General features: G+C 74.1%; 16 protein-coding genes. 8 read left to right on the forward strand and 8 right to left on the reverse strand.

The window, feature by feature from the left end; translation table 11 throughout:
* Window positions 1–18 precede the first annotated feature (18 nt).
* Window positions 19–342, forward strand: a complete 324-nt coding sequence (locus tag OG286_RS12245; RefSeq protein ID WP_396324248.1) for a hypothetical protein — start codon at window positions 19–21, stop codon at window positions 340–342.
* Between the two features lie 260 nt (window positions 343–602).
* On the opposite strand, the gene OG286_RS12250 is transcribed toward OG286_RS12245, so the two are convergent.
* Window positions 603–1,379 (reverse strand): SDR family oxidoreductase, encoded by a 777-nt coding sequence (locus OG286_RS12250; RefSeq protein ID WP_405361647.1) that lies wholly within the window; start codon window positions 1,377–1,379, stop codon window positions 603–605.
* A gap of 430 nt (window positions 1,380–1,809) precedes the next feature.
* On the opposite strand from OG286_RS12250, the gene OG286_RS12255 reads away from it, so the two are divergent.
* The 3 genes from OG286_RS12255 (at window position 1,810) to OG286_RS12265 (ending at window position 5,721) form a co-directional block, all read left to right on the forward strand.
* The gene (locus OG286_RS12255; RefSeq protein ID WP_405361645.1) at window positions 1,810–3,228 is read left to right on the forward strand and encodes an endonuclease/exonuclease/phosphatase family protein; all 1,419 of its coding nucleotides are present in this window, start codon (window positions 1,810–1,812) and stop codon (window positions 3,226–3,228) included.
* 14 nt (window positions 3,229–3,242) lie between these two features.
* Window positions 3,243–5,192, forward strand: coding sequence for a phosphocholine-specific phospholipase C (locus OG286_RS12260; RefSeq protein ID WP_396320461.1), 1,950 nt, complete (start codon window positions 3,243–3,245; stop codon window positions 5,190–5,192).
* Window positions 5,193–5,271: 79 nt separating this feature from the next.
* Complete coding sequence (locus tag OG286_RS12265; RefSeq protein WP_405365216.1) at window positions 5,272–5,721, forward strand: hypothetical protein; 450 nt, start codon at window positions 5,272–5,274, stop codon at window positions 5,719–5,721.
* A gap of 112 nt (window positions 5,722–5,833) precedes the next feature.
* Here the strand turns inward: OG286_RS12265 and OG286_RS12270 are convergent, their stop codons facing one another.
* The 4 genes from OG286_RS12270 to OG286_RS12285 form a co-directional block, all read right to left on the reverse strand.
* On the reverse strand, window positions 5,834–5,971 hold the full coding sequence (locus tag OG286_RS12270; RefSeq protein WP_405365218.1) for a hypothetical protein: 138 nt from the start codon (window positions 5,969–5,971) through the stop codon (window positions 5,834–5,836).
* A gap of 60 nt (window positions 5,972–6,031) precedes the next feature.
* Window positions 6,032–6,712 (reverse strand): phosphonatase-like hydrolase, encoded by a 681-nt coding sequence (locus OG286_RS12275; protein ID WP_396320463.1) that lies wholly within the window; start codon window positions 6,710–6,712, stop codon window positions 6,032–6,034.
* Window positions 6,713–6,724: 12 nt separating this feature from the next.
* Window positions 6,725–7,846 carry a TIGR03364 family FAD-dependent oxidoreductase gene (locus tag OG286_RS12280; RefSeq protein WP_405365220.1) on the reverse strand — a complete coding sequence of 374 codons (1,122 nt, stop codon included), beginning with the start codon at window positions 7,844–7,846 and terminating at the stop codon, window positions 6,725–6,727.
* Between the two features lie 197 nt (window positions 7,847–8,043).
* Window positions 8,044–9,285, reverse strand: a complete 1,242-nt coding sequence (locus tag OG286_RS12285; protein ID WP_396320465.1) for an alpha/beta hydrolase — start codon at window positions 9,283–9,285, stop codon at window positions 8,044–8,046.
* Between the two features lie 117 nt (window positions 9,286–9,402).
* On the opposite strand from OG286_RS12285, the gene OG286_RS12290 reads away from it, so the two are divergent.
* Window positions 9,403–9,864 (forward strand): MarR family winged helix-turn-helix transcriptional regulator, encoded by a 462-nt coding sequence (locus tag OG286_RS12290; protein ID WP_396320466.1) that lies wholly within the window; start codon window positions 9,403–9,405, stop codon window positions 9,862–9,864.
* A gap of 168 nt (window positions 9,865–10,032) precedes the next feature.
* Window positions 10,033–10,395: a hypothetical protein gene (locus OG286_RS12295; protein WP_396320467.1), complete on the forward strand. Its 363-nt coding sequence runs from the start codon at window positions 10,033–10,035 to the stop codon at window positions 10,393–10,395.
* Window positions 10,396–10,411: 16 nt separating this feature from the next.
* Here the strand turns inward: OG286_RS12295 and OG286_RS12300 are convergent, their stop codons facing one another.
* The 3 genes from OG286_RS12300 to OG286_RS12310 all read right to left on the reverse strand — a co-directional run bounded on the left by OG286_RS12300 (window position 10,412) and on the right by OG286_RS12310 (window position 12,429).
* Entirely contained in the window at window positions 10,412–10,924 is a 513-nt protein-coding gene (locus OG286_RS12300; protein ID WP_405361641.1) for a pyridoxamine 5'-phosphate oxidase family protein, read from the reverse strand.
* Window positions 10,925–11,080: 156 nt separating this feature from the next.
* The gene (locus OG286_RS12305; protein WP_405363819.1) at window positions 11,081–11,755 is read right to left on the reverse strand and encodes a phosphatase PAP2 family protein; all 675 of its coding nucleotides are present in this window, start codon (window positions 11,753–11,755) and stop codon (window positions 11,081–11,083) included.
* On the reverse strand, window positions 11,755–12,429 hold the full coding sequence (locus OG286_RS12310) for a DedA family protein (RefSeq protein WP_405361639.1): 675 nt from the start codon (window positions 12,427–12,429) through the stop codon (window positions 11,755–11,757). The genes OG286_RS12305 and OG286_RS12310 overlap by 1 nt, the downstream gene beginning before the upstream one ends.
* A 115-nt stretch (window positions 12,430–12,544) precedes the next feature.
* Between OG286_RS12310 and OG286_RS12315 the strand changes: the two genes are divergently transcribed.
* Together OG286_RS12315 and OG286_RS12320 are read left to right on the forward strand one after the other, a co-directional pair.
* Window positions 12,545–12,955 carry a BlaI/MecI/CopY family transcriptional regulator gene (locus OG286_RS12315; protein ID WP_396320470.1) on the forward strand — a complete coding sequence of 137 codons (411 nt, stop codon included), beginning with the start codon at window positions 12,545–12,547 and terminating at the stop codon, window positions 12,953–12,955.
* The gene (locus OG286_RS12320) at window positions 12,952–14,076 is read left to right on the forward strand and encodes a M48 family metalloprotease (RefSeq protein WP_405365223.1); all 1,125 of its coding nucleotides are present in this window, start codon (window positions 12,952–12,954) and stop codon (window positions 14,074–14,076) included. The genes OG286_RS12315 and OG286_RS12320 overlap by 4 nt, the downstream gene beginning before the upstream one ends.
* The last annotated feature ends 64 nt before the right edge of the window (window positions 14,077–14,140 follow it).

Consider the following 14,140-nt stretch of genomic DNA (forward strand, 5'->3'; position numbering starts at 1 on the left):
GTGTGCGAGCATTCGGACATGCTGACCATCGAGACCCTCGCCACGTGGCTGGAGACGCGGTACGGGTGGCAACGCCCCGAGCGGCGGATCGCCGACCGCGGCTTCGCGTACTCGGTCGACACCCAGCCGGATGCGTACCTCGACGGCGACGAGTCCGCGATGACCTGGGGCAACGGCCCGATCATCGTGCTCAAGCGCACCGGTGCCGTGTGGCCGCTGGGCTCCAGCCCGATCTTCCTCCCGTTGTTCCAGGCCTGCACCGAGGCCGAGTTCGAGAAGGCGGTGGCGACGGCGATGCCCGGCGTGGACCCGCGGCGGCCGCACGAGGTCGTCCCCTTCTGAGCCCCGCCCGGAGCGGGAGGCCGGCCGGTCCGGCTTCCCGCTCCGGCGTTGCCGCGGTCATCCGGCGGACGGTCCTCGATCGGCCGGGCGAGCTCCAGGCTTCTCGGGTCACCCGAGAGTCAAGCGGTGGCCCGGCTGCTCGGGGTGTGCCCCCGGTGACGCATCGGTCCCGTGGCCCTGGAGGTCGGACGACAGTGCGCGCCGGGCGGTGCCGGCACCGCCCGGCGCGCACTGTCGTCCGTGCCCCTACCGGCCTCGGGTCAGGGCGCGATCGGGCCGAGGTAGGTGCCGCCCGAGACGTCGACCGTCTGACCGGTCACCCAACGCCCCTGCGGGCCCGCCAGGAAGCCCACGACGTCGGCGACGTCCTCCGGCTCGCCGAGCCGGCCCAGCGCGGTGATCGACTCCAGGCCCGCGACCACCTCGGGAATCCCGGTGTACGCCGCGGTCATGTCGGTCCGCACCGCACCGGGCGCGACCGTGTTGACCGTGATCCCCCGCCGGCCCAGCTCGTTGGCGAGCGAGGGGCCCATCGACTCCAGCGCCGCCTTGGTGACGGTGTACCCGATCTGCGTGGAGACGGCGAACCGGCTGGCCGTCGACCCCATGTTGATGATCCGCCCGCCGTCGTTCAACAGCGCCAGCGCCCTCTGGATCACGAAGAACGGCGTGCTCACGTTGACCGCCAGCAGCCGCGTGAACTCCTCCTCGGTGACCTGCCCGATCGAACTGCCGGAGCTGATGCCCGCGTTGTTGACCAGGATGTCCAGGCCGTCCGCACCGTGCTCCGCCAGCCCCGCGGTCAGCCCCTCGAACAGCCGGTCCACCGCGCCGCTCTCCCCGAACCGGGCCTGCACGGCGAACGCCCGGCCACCCGCGGCCTCGATCCGCGCCACGGTCTCCTTGGCGGCAGCCTCGTTGCCGCCGAAGTGCACCGCGACCAGCGCGCCCTCGGCGGCAAGCCGCAGCGCGACCGCCCGCCCGATCCCGCGCGATCCGCCCGTCACCAGAGCGGTTCTGCCGTCCAGCTCAGCCATCTTCGTACCCTCCCGTTCGCCGCCGGTCCCGTAGTCGGATCCGGCGGTGGTTCACAACTCACAACTGCCCACGGCGGACCGGCCCGACGGCCCCACAGGGCCGGTGACCAGCCGATCCTCCGGCGGATCAAGCTTCCCGTGCACGCGAGGCCGCATCAATGGCCACTACGCCACCGTCGCGATAACCGTGCGGTTATCGATCGGACGGCGGCCCGGAACTGCCGGGCATCTCCGTGCCGGCACCGTCCAGGCCGACCAGGCTCTCGCCCGAGCGACCACGCTGTTCGTCAACGACCAAGACTCAACGGTGAGTTGTCCATCCTTCTGGCGTCCGGTCATGCCTCGTTCACACGGAGTATGTCGCCCTTCGGGTCAATAGGCGTCTAGTTGTTCAGCCAACTAGCCGCTCTCCCCGACCCGAAGGACCCTCGTGGCCACAGGCAGCTCCCTCACCCTCGCCTCGCCCGCCAGCCCCACCGAAGGCGACAAGCTCACCTTTCACTGGACGACCGACGCTCCCGACGCCAAGAACTGGGTCGGCATCTACGACGGCACCCGCCAGCCCGGCACCGGCAGCTCGCTGCTGTGGAAGTACACCCCCGGCTCCTCCGGCGACATCCAGCTCGACACCTCCGCGCTCACCGGCGGCCCGTACACCGCCTACCTGCTGGCCAAGGACGGCTACGGCATCCTCGCCCAGACCGCGCCGTTCACCTTCCGCCCGAAGCCCGCGCCCGTCCGCCCGCACCTGGCCGTGGACGCGCTCACCGCGACGGCCGTCGCGCCCGGCGCCGCCGTCTCCGTCAGGCTCGGCGGCCTCTGGTGCCGGGCGGCGGGCATGCCGACCTTCCGCAAGGTCAGCGGGCCGTCCTGGCTCTCGGTGGCCGCCGACGGCACGGTGACCGGCACCGCGCCCACGACCACCGGCGAGGTTCAGCTCCTCGTCGGCGTCAAGGACACCGCCGGAGTCACCGACGCCCTCACGCTCACCGTCCCGGTGACCGATCCGGCCGGCCCGCTGCGCCTGAAGGTGGCGAGCTGGAACCTCGCCGAGGCGGGCGCCGCCTTCACCGACGCGCCGGAGAAGCAGCTGCGCGTCATCCTCGCCCAGGGCCTGGACGTGCTGGCGCTCCAGGAGACCGCCGGGACGGCCGCCCAGAGCCTGGCCGGCGCCCTCGGCTGGTACGCCTACCAGAGCGCCGGCAGCGTGGGCATCCTGAGCCGGTACCCGCTGACCGCCGTCACGGCCGTCACCGCCTCGCTGCCCGCCGCCGGGGCCACCCTCCAGCTTCCTGGCGGCCGCGCCGTCCGCTTCTGGGCCGCCCACCTGGACGAGGCCGACTACGGCCCGTACGCCGTCCAGGACGGCCGGAGCGCCGCCCAGGTGGAGGCCGCCGAGACCGCCTCCACCCGCGGCCGGCAGGCCAAGGCGCTCGCCGCCGCCGTCCAGGCGGACGTCACCGCCGGGCGGGCCGTCGTCCTCGGTGCCGACCTCGCCTCGCCGTCGCACCTCGACTGGACGGCCGCCACCGCCGCCTCCCACAACGGGGTCGGCCCGCTCGGCTGGTCCGTCACGGTGGCCCTCCAAGACGCCGGCCTGGCCGACTCCTACCGGCACGCCCACCCCGACCCGGTGGCCGCACCGGGCAACACCTGGTCGCCGACCCGCAAGCAGCGCGGGACCAAGCCGGAACCGCAGGACCGCATCGCCGCCGTCCACTTCGCCGGCCCGCTCACGACGGTCGAGGCCCACACCCTCGCCACCGGCTGGCCGCAGCCCGAGCCGAACGCCGCCGGCAACGGCTGGCCCTCGGACTGCGCCGCCGCCGTCGCCACCTTCCAGCTCTGAGAGGCCTGTTCGCGATGCCCGAACTCTCCCGCCGTACCTTCGTCGGCGCCACCGCGGCCGCCGGCGCCGCCGTGCTCACCGGCCTCCCCGCCACCGCCGCCCGAGCCGCCACTTCGACCGGCAGCATCGCCGACGTCAAGCACGTCGTCGTCCTCATGCAGGAGAACCGCAGCTTCGACCACTACTTCGGCACCCTCAACGGCGTCCGCGGCTTCGGCGACAAGCAGGCGCTCCAGTTCCCGGACGGGACGGACGTGTTCCGCCAGCCCGACGCCGGGCGCAGCGACGGCGGCGTGATGCTGCCGTACCGCATGGACACCTCCAAGTACAACGCGCAGAACGCGGGCGGCCTCGCCCACGACTGGGCCACCGGCCACCAGGCGATCAACAACGGCGCGATGAACAAGTGGATCGCCGCCAAGGGCGAGCGCACGATGGGGTACTTCACCCGCGCCGACATCCCCTACCAGTACGCGCTGGCCGACGCGTTCACCCTCTGCGACGCCTACTTCTGCTCGCTGGCGGGCCCGACCGACCCCAACCGGCTCTACCTCTGGACGGGTACCGCCGGTCCCGGCCGGGACGGCACCACCGGCCCGTGGATCGACAACACCCCGGTGACGGACAACCCGGTCGCCGACTGGACGACCTACGCCGAGCGCCTCCAGGCAGCCGGTGTGAGCTGGCGCGTCTACCACAACCCGAGCAAGGACGACCGGACGGGCGACTACGACGACAACGCCCTCTCCTACTTCAAGCAGTTCCACAACTTCCCCACCACCGACCCGCGTTACGTCAACGCGATGACCAGGTTCGACCCGGCCGCGTTCGACGCCCACTGCAAGGACGGCACCCTGCCGACCATCTCCTGGCTGGTCGCGCCGTACCTGTTCAGCGAACACCCCAGCGCCAGCCCGGACTACGGCGCGCACTGGGTCAACACCGCGCTCCAGTCGCTGATGTCGAACCCGGCGGTCTGGCAGCACACGGTGTTCCTGGTGATGTACGACGAGAACGACGGCTACTTCGACCACATGGTCCCGCCCACCCCCGAACCGGGCACGCCCGAGGAGTACACCCAGGGGCGGGCGATCGGCCTCGGCAACCGGGTGCCGCTCTGGGTCGCCTCGCCCTGGTCGCGCGGCGGGTACGTCAACTCCCAGGTGTTCGACCACACTTCGGTGCTGCGGTTCATGGAGCAGGTCACCGGTGTCGCCGAGCCCAACATCTCCGCGTGGCGGCGGGCCGTCTGCGGCGACCTCACCAGCTGCTTCGACTTCACCGCCCCCGACTACTCGATCCCGTCGCTGCCCGACACCGTCGCCCTGATGGCCAAGGCCGACGCGGGCGCCAAGCTGCCGGGTGTCGCCCTGCCGGCCGCCGGCGCCCAGTCGATGCCCGTCCAGGAGCCCGGTCCCCGCCCGCACCGGCGGCTGCCGTACCGGCCGTGGGCGGACCTCACCGTCGACCGCACGAGCGGCCTGATCACCTGCACCCTGGCCAACTCGGGCACGGTGGCCTTCCCGTACACGGTCTACCCCAACATCGTGTACGCCTTCGCGGGCACGCCGTTCACCGTCGCCCCCGGCGCCGCACGCACCTACACCTGGGACGCCTCGACGACCGACGGTCGCTACGACTTCACCGTCCACGGCCCCGACGGCTTCGTCCGCCGCTTCGCCGGCACCGTCGTCCGCGCCGACCAGGACGACATCGCCGTCCCCATCGTCACCGCCGCCCCCGGCGCATCGGCGCTCACCTTCACCCTGGCCAACACCGGCCGGACCGCCCTCACCTTCACCCTCACGCCCAACGACTACGCGGGCACCCCCCAGACCGTCCGCGTCGGCCCCTCGTCCACCACCACCGTCACCTACCCGCTCGACCAGTCCCGCTACGACGTCACCGTCACCGCCCCGACCGGCACCCGCTTCACCCAGCGCTACGCGGGCACCCTGCACTGAGCCCGTGAGCCACGGAGTGGGAAGTCGGCCCGCCCGACTTCCCACTCCGCTGTCGGTGACCGGTGGGAGCATCGGCCGTATGGGAGTTCTCTTCGGCTACTACGCCGCCGCCGACGACCGGGCAGCGGCAGGGGCGATCGAGCGCGACGACAACGAAGCGTTCGGCGTCGGTTACGACGGCTTCGTGGTCAAAGGCGTGGACCCGATGGTCAACCTGCTGCCCGCCGAAGCACTCCTCACCGGCCGCTCACCCGACGAGGCCCGCGCGGACCCCCGGCACACCCGGCTGCTCGCGATGGTCGGCGACGGCGAGGTCGTCGCCGTCACCCTGGCCGACACCCTCCGGGACGCGCTCGCCGCTCCCGACGACGGGTCTCTGGCCGGCATCGCCGTGGCATGGTCCGGCTCCGACGCCTTCGCCGACCCGGCCGAGCCGGACCACCTCGCGGTCTTCCTCCGCCGGCTCGCCGCCCTCGCCCGCCGCGCAGCCGGCCGGGGGCACCGTCTCTACTGCTGGATCTGCGTCTAGAGACAGTCCTCACCCCACCAGCGACCGCGTCGGATCCAGCACGCCCCGCCGAGCGGGGGACGGCCGCCCAGGAGGGGAGGGTCGACCTGCCCGACTCCCCGCTCCGGACGGGCTACCGCCCCGACAACCGGCCGTTGTCCGCGAGGAGGAACTCGCCGTACTCCCGGACCGTCCGCGGCCGACGGCGCAGGGCCAGCGCAGCCCCGACGCCTCGTCCGTCCGCGATCACCGGGATCGATCCGGCGTCCACCCGGCGCTGCCGACTCCCGGGGGAGCCCTCGCAGGCCGGGGCGCCGAGGCCGGCCGCCGTTCAGCCCCGGGCCAGCAGCCCCGGCAGCTCGGCGACGGACTTGAGCACGTGCGTCGCCCCGTCGGCGCGCAGGCGGGCCTCGTCGTGGGCACCGGTGAGGACGCCGGCCACCACCGAGGCGCCGGCCCGGGAGCCGGTCAGCATGTCGTAGCCGGTGTCCCCGGCGACGGCGATCTGCCGGACGGAGTCGGTGCCGGTGCGCAGCAGTGCGGTGAGGGCCAGGTCCGGGTAGGGGCGGCCGCGGCCGGCCTCGGCGGGGCAGAGGGTGAGGTCGGCGACGGCCTCCCAGCCGAGCGCGCGCAGGATCCGGTCCTGGGTGGCGCGGGAGAAGCCGGTGGTGAGGACGACCTTCCGGCCCTGGCCGCGGAGTTCGGCGATCGCCTCGGCCGCGCCGGGCAGGGCGGTGCAGTGGCCGGCGTCGACCAGGTCGTGGTAGGCGGCCTCGAAGGCGGCGTTGGCGGCCTGGGCCTTGTCCTCCGCCCCGAACAGGTGCCGGAAGACGGAGATCTTGGACTCGCCCATGGTGGCCCGGACGTGGTCCAGCATGCGGGCGTGCTCGGGGCTGCCACCCTCGACGCCGAGGGAGCCGGCGGCGGCCCGGAAGGCCTGCTCGACCAGGCCGTCGTCGGCGACGGTGGTGCCGGCCATGTCGAGGACGACCAGACGGATGTCGGAAGACATGTTCAACTTTCCTTACAGGTTGGCGAGTTCGGCGGTCTTCTCGGCGATGGCCGGCGAGCAGGTCATGCCGCGGCCGCCGGGGCCGGTGACCAGCCAGACGGCGTCGCGGACCTTCTCGCGGTGGACGACGCGGGTGGTGTCGACGCACTGCGCGTACACGCCGGCCCAGCGGCGGCGGACCCTGGGCAGCGGGCGGCTGAGCAACTCCTCGGCCACGCCGACCAGGTGGTCGTACGGGTCCTCGACGACGTCGAAGCCGAACGGCTGGTGGTACTCGTGGGTGTCGCCGATGGTGAGGCCGCCGTCGCGGCGCTGGACCATCAGCAGCTGCATCTTGTGTTCGGCGGCGACGGGCGGCTGCGGCTGTGCGGCCCCGAGCTGATCCAGTGCACCGCCCGCGAAGGCGGGGTAGTAGCGGAAGCTGTCGCCGTCGGCGACCGAGGTGGTCAGCGTCTCGCCCAGCGGGTCGGTCTGCATCATCTGCAACCGGACGCGTCGGACGGGGAGTTGAGGCGCCAGCTCGCGCACCAGGCCACCCAGCCAGGCGCCGGTGCAGAGCACGACGAGGTCGCCGGTATGGATGTCGCCGTGGTCGTCGCGGACGGCGTTCTCGCCGATCACCTCGCGGACCTCGCGCCCCGCCAGGAAGGTGTACCGGCCGCTGGCCAGCAGGGCGGCGCGCAGGGCGGGCTGGGCGGTGCGGGGCTCGACGGCGGCGTCCCGCTCGCACCACAGGGCGCCGAGCAACTTGCCGCGCAGCGCGGGGTTGGCGGCCCGGCTCTCGCCCTCGTCGAGCAGCCGGTAGCCGCGTGCGGCGGCGTCGGGCAGGGTCAACGCCTGCTCGGCGACGGCGAGTTCGGCCTCGGTGCGGATCGCGGTGAGCGAGCCGTTGGCCCGGAAGCCGAGGTCGGGCACCTGTGCGCCGATCCGCTCCCACAGGTTGCGGGCGCGCAGCGCGGTGTCCAGCTCCTCGCCGCCCGCGCGGCCGCTGACCCAGACCAGCCCGAAGTTGCGCACGGAGGCGCCGCGCGCCTCGGCCTCGCGCTCCAGGTGGACGACCTCGTGGCCGCGTTCGACGGCCTGCCAGGCGTGCATGGTGCCGAGCACGCCTGCTCCTACGACGATGACTCTCATGCGGCCAGGCTGGTGCCGCGAGGTGGCCGGGAGGAGTCCGGATCCGGTCCCGAAGGTGAACCGACCGAAAAGTTGTACAGACAACCGGGCCGCGCCGGACGGGGCGGCACCCCGCCACCCCGCCTGGCGCGACCCGAGCGGTCACCCGGTCACCGGGGCACACGGCCACGCGGTCACACGGCCACACGGCCACCTGGTCACGCAGCACCGACCGGATCGGTGCCGAGCCACCAGGCCGGGGCGGCGGTGCCGTCCGTCGTCCGGCCGTCGGCGTGCACGTAGTGCCGCACATCGCGCCCGGGCTCGCGCAGTTCGCCGTCGAGGGCCCGCTCCAGCCACTCCGCGCCGAAGCGGAAGACCTCGGCCGCGACGCCGCCCAGCGGGTGGAACTCGTTCTCGTAGACCCGCAGCTCCTTCGGGGCACGGATCCGCTCGTACGTCGCCATCGCCTGCTCCAGCTGCGTGAGTTCGTCGAACTCGCCGATTCCCACGAGGACCGGGCAGGTGATGTCCGCGACGAGGTCGCCGAGCGGCATCCGGGCAGCGAGCTCGCGGTCGAAGGCCTCCTCGTCGGTGTAGCCGGCCATGAACATGTAGTTGTTCTTGAAGCTGGGCTGCGCCCGGTCGAAGATCGTGCGGAAGTCGCCGCTGACCCCCTCGAAACTGGCGAGCGCCGCGAGCCGGGGGTCGGCGGCCGCGGCCCGCATCCCCCAGTAGCCGCTCATGCTGATGCCGAACATGCCGATCCGCTCGGGGTCGACCTCGGGCAGACCGACCAGGTGGTCGAGGTAGCGGCTGATCGCGCGCTCGTAGTTGGTGAGGTCGACGGTGAGCCCGCCGGCCCGGGACTCGCCCTGGCCGGGCCCCTCGATCGAGAGGGCGACCACGCCGCGCGAGGTGTAGTAGCGCTCGGCGGCATGGATGTAGTCCTCCTTGATCATGTCCATCCCCGGGCCGAGGATGACCGCCGGCACCCCCTCGACCACGCCGGCCGGCAGGTGCAGCAGGGCGTGTATGTGCCGGCCCTCGAAGTCCAGGACGACCCGGCGCACCCGGCGGCCGCGCAGCTCGCCGAGCCTGGCGACACAGTGGTCGGCCCGCTCCCGGAAGGCGCGCTTGCGCGGGTCCGCCGCGTCGAAGAGGGAGTACTGCGCCCGGCCCCACATGACGGCGGCCCGCAGATAGAGGTCGGCGGCGGTGCGGGGGTACCCGCCCCGCTCGTGGTGGGCGGCCCGCTCCTCGGCCTGGCCGGCCACGGTCGCCCACGCCTTGGGCAGCATGGCGCCACTGCGGACCAGGGCGAAGACCTTGTCGAAGTCGGTGTGGTCGTGGCCGAGCTGCTCCATCGTGCCCTTGGCCTGCGGGTGCAGCGCGTCGAAGCCGCCCTGGGCGAGGGCGAGGTCGAGGGCCCAGCTCTGCCCGGTCGATCGCATGGTCATGACGGGTACGCTCCGTTCGGCGGGATGACTAAGTACTTAATCATTAAGTCCTTATGCTTATCCTGTTTGTCAACCGCCACCGGAGAACCCCCCACCACCGGAGAAGGAGAAGCGACCATGCCGGAGCAGACCGCCGAGGACGCCACCCGCGCCCTCGCCCTGGACGGGCTGGCCCGCGCCGCCTACAGCCTCAGCGCGGCCGACGCCCGCCTGCGCGGGCGGGCCACCCGCTCCCGCGGCGCACTCTCGCTCACCCACGCCCGGGCCCTGCGGGTGCTCGCCGACGAAGGCCCGCTGCCGGTCAGCCGGCTGGCGGCGGGCACCGAGACCACCCCGGCCGCCACCACCCAGCTGGTCAACGGCCTGGAGGAGGCCGGCTACGTCACCCGCGAGCGGCCGGAACACGACCGCCGCTCCACCCTGGTCGCCCTCACCCCGGCCGGGCGCGAGCGGCACCGGCTGCGCACCGAGTCGCTGATGGAGTCACTGGAGCGGCTGACCGACGGCCTGGACACCGGGGAGGTCGAGACCGTCACGACCGTCCTTCGCGGCCTGGTCGGGGTCTACGACGAGCTCTGAGCGCGCAGCCCGCAGGGCCACCCGCCGCTCGCTCGCACGGACCACCCGCCGCCCCCACATCACACGGGCCGCACACCGGCCGCCCGCACGGGCACCCGCCGCCCCCACACCCGCCCCATGCCGCACGGGCCGCACACCGGCCCACCGACGCCGTCCGGAGAGCACCTCATGACCGAAACCACCCCCGAACCGTCCCGCCCCCGCGGCGGGCGCCGCGCCGCCGGAGCCGCCGCCGTGCTCGCGGCCATGGGCATCGCCGGCCTCGTCTGGGCCGTCCTGCGCTGGAGCGATCTCGTGCCCTCCGGCCACGGCCTCGCCCGGTTCGCCGGCAAGTCGGGCGTCAAGGCCGTTGCGGTGGCCGGCGCGGGGATCGTCGCCCTCGGGTACCACCTCGCCACCCGCCGCCGCAGCGAAACGGACACCACAGCGAAGGCAAGCCCGCCGGAGGTCTCCGCGCCGGACATCGCCGCCCGGACGGCGGACCCGACGCCGAACCCGACGCCGGCCCCGGCGCCCCACCGCGAGGTCTGACACGCCGCCGGGGCCGCTACCGCACCACCGCGGCCCGCAGGTAGTTGCGCCGGCCGAAGTGCGGCTCGTCCACCGCCGTCAGCTCTTCCACCTGGAACCGGTACAGCGCCGCGACGCCGCCTCCGGTCAGGAACTGCCGCCGCACCTCGTCGTCCTGCCCGAAGGTCGGGAACCGGCCCTGGTAGGCCGCGAACGCGGCCTCCGCCTGGCACCCCCACGCCTCCCCCGCGCTGCCGGTCAGCTGGATGCCGCGCAGCTGCTCGCCGAAGACCGGCGGCGGCAGGAAGACGGTGGCCGCGGCCCGGGCCTCCTCGGCGAGATGGTGGCTGTGCCGGGTGGCGCGTTCGCTGACGAAGTACAGGACGAGGTCGTCGTCGTACGCGAAGAAGGCCAGGTTGGCGTGCGGGCCGTGCTCGTGGCCGGCGGTGGCGAGGGTGAGCACCGTGGCCTCGCCGAGCAGTCCCTCCACGCTGTTGCGGAGCTCCTCCGCGGGCCAGTCCCCCTGGGTGACGTCGAGTCGGTACGGCATGGGCAGCACTTCCCTCCACGGGCACGGGCGGGCGCACCGCGGCGCCCCGGCACGACTGAGCCGGGCGAGGGGCCCGTGTCACAGGGGCCCCTCGCCCGGCTCACATGCTCCTCCCGCCGCCCCGGCCGGACAAGGACCGCGGCGGCGGTACCGCTCTCAGCGCCGCTGCGCCTCCAGCGGCGTCGGGCCGCCCGCCACGGCGCCGGCGCCGGCGCCGAGCAGCGGGCGCAGCCCGCCGGCCCGGGCCCGGTCGACGAACGGCGCGGCCCGGCCGGCGGCCAGCGCCGGCGGGATCGCCGCCAGGACGCCGACCGCCGCGCCGACCAGCACGTCGTGCGGGTAGTGGACGCCGACCCAGACCCGGGAGGCACCCATCAGCACGGCGGCGATGCCGGCGATCCAGCCGAGCCGCCGGTCGGCGAACCAGAGCGCGGCCGCGGCGGCGAAGGCGATCACCGTGTGGTTGCTCGGGAAGGACCAGTCACCGGCGCCCGGGCAGGTCTCCAGGGTGCCGCGCACGCCCAGCTGCGCGCAGGGCCGGACCTCCTCCACCACTCCCTTGAAGCCGGAGTTCACCACGTAGGCGACGACCACGATCAGCGGCGAGGCCAGCACCCGGGCCATCACGCCCGGGCCGGCGCCGCGCGCCCGCCACCACGCGAGGACCATCAGGACGGCGAACAGGCCGAGGCCGATCGCGGACCAGACCTTGATCAGCTGGTCGAGCCAGTACGGCGCGGCGTCGGCCCATCCGACCACCCTGCTGTAGAGGCCGCCGTCGATGCCGCTGCCGTCGTACACGGCGAGCGCCCGGGGGGACGTCGAAGGCATCATCGGCCGTCACCACCGTCACGCCGGGCCTTCCGGGCGCGGAACAATTCGAGAACAATCGGGATCACGGAGACAACTACTACCAGACCGATGATGGGAAGCAGGTACTGGTCGATGCTGGGCACCGACGAGCCGAGCACGTAGCCGGCCATGACCACACCGACCACCCAGAACACCCCGCCCGTCACCTGCCAGAAGGTGAACGAGCGGACCGGCACCTCCAGCACGCCGCACATCGGGTTCAGCACCGTCCGGACGACCGGGATGAAGCGCGCGAGCACGATCGCCTTGCCGTGCCCGTACGTGGCGAGCATCTCGTCGGCCCGGCCGATGCCCCGCTGGAGGCTCTTCCGCTCGGTCCGGGCGAGCAGTGCGCGTCCGCCCCGCCGGCCGATCAGGTAGCCGGTCTGCGCGCCGATCAGGGCGCCGGCCAGGGCCGCAGGGAGCACCTGGTACAGCTCCAGCTGCGGGCCCTTGGTGGCGCCGGGGACGCAGAGCAGGCCGGCGGTGAACAGCAGCGAGTCGCCGGGCAGGAAGAAGCCGACGAGCAGGCCGGTCTCGGCGAAGAGCACGACGGCGATGCCGAGCGCGCCGAAGGACGCGAGCAGTGACGAGGCGTCCAGCACGTTCACCGCGAGTGCGTGAACGACCGGATCGGCGGGCGACTGGAGCAAGGCTGGCGGACCTCCCGTACGTTGGAGGGCGGCACCAGTGGAGCACGCCCTCAACCGTCTACAATGACGTAGACGGTCTACACGACTGTAGACGAATCCTGGAGGAACCGCCGCCATGTCCGACGTACCGTCCGCCCGCCGGCCCGCCGGAGAGCTGGAGGCCGAGGTACTGGCCACCCTCTGGTCCGCGCACCGGCCGCTGACGCCGCAGGACGTCCAAGCGGCCCTCGGCGACGGCCTCGCCCGGACCACCGTCGCCACGATCCTCGCCCGGCTCCACGAGAAGGGCACGGTGGAGCGCACCCGGGCGGGTCGCGCCTACGCGTACACCCCGACCGTGCAGGACCCGGCCGGCCTCGCCGCCCGCCGGATGCACACCGAACTCGGGCGCGAGGCGGACCGCTCCACCGTCCTGGCCCGGTTCGTCTCCGACCTCTCCGCCGAGGACGAGCGGCTTCTGCGCGAGCTCCTCGGCGACGGCGCGGCCGGCGACCCCGCGGACACCCCCGGACCGGCGACCCCGTGATCGTCGCCGTCTGGGCACCCCTGCTGCTGCCCTTCCTCGCCACCCCACTGGCCCGCCGCCTCGCCGAGGCGCTCACCCCACGGGCCGCCGCCTGGACACTGGCCGCCACCGCGGCCGTCCTGGCCGGCGGCACGCTCTGCTCCCTCGGCCTGCTCGCCGCCGCCGGCCTGCTCCAGTTGCCGCCGGTCGCCGCCCTCGGTCACCTCTCGCTGCCCTGGCCGGCCGCCGCCGCCCCACAGGCCGCGCTGCCGGCCGCACTGGCCGGGCCGGCGCTCGCCGCACTCGCCGCACTCGCCGTCCTGGGCGTCCGCACCGCGCGCCTGCGCCACCGCGAACTGCGCGCCGCCCGCGCCGACCTCGGCCCCTGCGACGGGGTGCGGCACGCGGACGACCACGACCAGCATCCGGACATGCGCCCCCTGCCCGCCTCCGTGCGCCAGGCGCGCGCCCGGGGTCTGCGGCGCTCCCCGCTCGGCGAGCACGCCCGCGCACTCCTCCGCCCCGCAGGCCCCCACCCGCTCGCCGTCCTGGACGACGACCGGGCCGACGCCTTCGCCCTCCCCGGCCGCCTCCCCCGCCCCGGCCGGCCGGCCGAACCGGGGCGGATCGTGGTCACCGCCGGCATGCTGCGCGCCCTCACCGCACCCGAGCGGGCCGCCCTGCTCGCCCACGAACGCGCCCACCTCGCCGCCCGCCACCACCTCTTCCTGGCCCTCGCCGAGCACGCCGCCGCCGTCCATCCGGCGCTGCGCCCGCTGCGCGCTCCGCTCGGCTACCACCTGGAGCGATGGGCCGACGAGGCCGCCGCCGAGCGGGTCGGGGACCGCGCCGTGACCGCCCGCGCGGTCGGCCGGGCCGCCCTGGCGGCGAGCCGCTCCCCCCGGCCGGCCCGGCCCCGGCTGGCCCCGGCCGCCCACACCGGGCCGGTCCCGCGCCGGGTCGCGGCCCTGCTCCTGCCGTGCCCCGCCGCGCCCCGCACCGGCCGCAGCGCCGCCGCCCTCGCGCTCGCCGCCTGCCTGGCGCTGACCGCCGCCGCCGCGCTGGACGCCACCGCCGACCTGCACCACACTGTCGAGGCCGCCCAACAGGGCACCGACCCGCGGCACCAGGCCATGCACTAAAGGGCAACCGCCTCCGATCATGCGAGGTCAGCGATGCCATAGCCGGTTGGCATGTCCATTCTGA

The sequence above is a fragment of the Kitasatospora sp. NBC_00039 genome (assembly GCF_045160625.1).
Classification (GTDB): Bacteria; Actinomycetota; Actinomycetes; order Streptomycetales; family Streptomycetaceae; genus Kitasatospora.

Coding starts and splice junctions, on each gene's coding strand:
- OG286_RS12245 (WP_396324248.1), top strand. CDS start 19: ATGCTGACCATCGAGACCCTCGCCACGTGGCTGGAGACGCGGTACGGG.
- OG286_RS12250 (WP_405361647.1), bottom strand. CDS start 1,379: ATGGCTGAGCTGGACGGCAGAACCGCTCTGGTGACGGGCGGATCGCGC.
- OG286_RS12260 (WP_396320461.1), top strand. CDS start 3,243: ATGCCCGAACTCTCCCGCCGTACCTTCGTCGGCGCCACCGCGGCCGCC.
- OG286_RS12265 (WP_405365216.1), top strand. CDS start 5,272: ATGGGAGTTCTCTTCGGCTACTACGCCGCCGCCGACGACCGGGCAGCG.
- OG286_RS12275 (WP_396320463.1), bottom strand. CDS start 6,712: ATGTCTTCCGACATCCGTCTGGTCGTCCTCGACATGGCCGGCACCACC.
- OG286_RS12280 (WP_405365220.1), bottom strand. CDS start 7,846: ATGAGAGTCATCGTCGTAGGAGCAGGCGTGCTCGGCACCATGCACGCC.
- OG286_RS12285 (WP_396320465.1), bottom strand. CDS start 9,285: ATGACCATGCGATCGACCGGGCAGAGCTGGGCCCTCGACCTCGCCCTC.
- OG286_RS12290 (WP_396320466.1), top strand. CDS start 9,403: ATGCCGGAGCAGACCGCCGAGGACGCCACCCGCGCCCTCGCCCTGGAC.
- OG286_RS12295 (WP_396320467.1), top strand. CDS start 10,033: ATGACCGAAACCACCCCCGAACCGTCCCGCCCCCGCGGCGGGCGCCGC.
- OG286_RS12300 (WP_405361641.1), bottom strand. CDS start 10,924: ATGCCGTACCGACTCGACGTCACCCAGGGGGACTGGCCCGCGGAGGAG.
- OG286_RS12305 (WP_405363819.1), bottom strand. CDS start 11,755: ATGCCTTCGACGTCCCCCCGGGCGCTCGCCGTGTACGACGGCAGCGGC.
- OG286_RS12315 (WP_396320470.1), top strand. CDS start 12,545: ATGTCCGACGTACCGTCCGCCCGCCGGCCCGCCGGAGAGCTGGAGGCC.